Origin of the sequence: Vibrio sp. 10N.261.52.A1 (assembly GCF_002876325.1) — a bacterium.
GTDB lineage: Bacteria > Pseudomonadota > Gammaproteobacteria > Enterobacterales > Vibrionaceae > Vibrio > Vibrio chagasii.
In genome coordinates this window covers 1-731 of sequence record NZ_MCYD01000441.1, presented here as the reverse complement: position 1 = coordinate 731, position 731 = coordinate 1, and the positions used below count along the sequence as shown (strand labels likewise).

General features: G+C 38.0%; 1 protein-coding gene. It reads right to left on the bottom strand.

Features of this window, described 5'->3' with window-relative positions:
- Positions 1-92: 92 nt before the first annotated feature.
- Entirely contained in the window at positions 93-491 is a 399-nt protein-coding gene (locus BCT81_RS05270; protein ID WP_008217686.1) for a GFA family protein, read from the bottom strand.
- Between the last annotated feature and the right edge of the window lie 240 nt (positions 492-731).

The following is a 731-nucleotide window of genomic DNA, read 5'->3' as shown; positions in this document are numbered from 1 at the left end:
CTTGTTCTTTAATCTCAATTAATTGTACTTCCATTGAAGGGCCTGCCTATGAAATAAACAAGTTCAACTATGCTAATGAACGGGCTTTAGCGTCAACCTATTGCCTTGTCGAAAGTGGGCAAACCTGAAATGTTTTCTAACCAACTGACTTTCGACTCATTGTAGATATTTACATCTGGTTTTAGCTCACCTAACAAATCTAAGTCTAGGCAGCCGAGATGTAGAATATTTAACCCTGCGTATTTTGGATTTGAATTGAATATCGGTGTGCCACATTCACCGCAAAAGTGTTTTCGCGCATTCTCCGTCACATCACAAAACGATAAATCACCAGTAACCAGCTCAAAGTCTGTCTGCAGTACTGCAACGTAAGTTGAAAATGCAGCTCCATTCATTTTTCGACATAAATTACAGTGACAATTGACGATACGCTTAAAGTCACCAGTGACTTTAAACTGTACAGCATTACAGAGACAACTTCCTAAAACCATTTAATACCTCATTACTAGCGTTTAACTGAGTCACCCAAACACTTTCGTATTCATAGCATCGACAAAACTATGAAGCTAACTCACAAGTGACTAATCGACTATAAGCCACTGATTAAATATCAAAAACACCAATCATAAAGATATATACGGAACTGAGTAGCGATGCGCATCAATGAGCAATAGAAACGATAATATGGACGACGTTATAAGTACTATGGTTAAGTTCAGGCTACTTTTGGG

Coding starts and splice junctions, on each gene's coding strand:
- BCT81_RS05270 (WP_008217686.1), bottom strand. CDS start 491: ATGGTTTTAGGAAGTTGTCTCTGTAATGCTGTACAGTTTAAAGTCACT.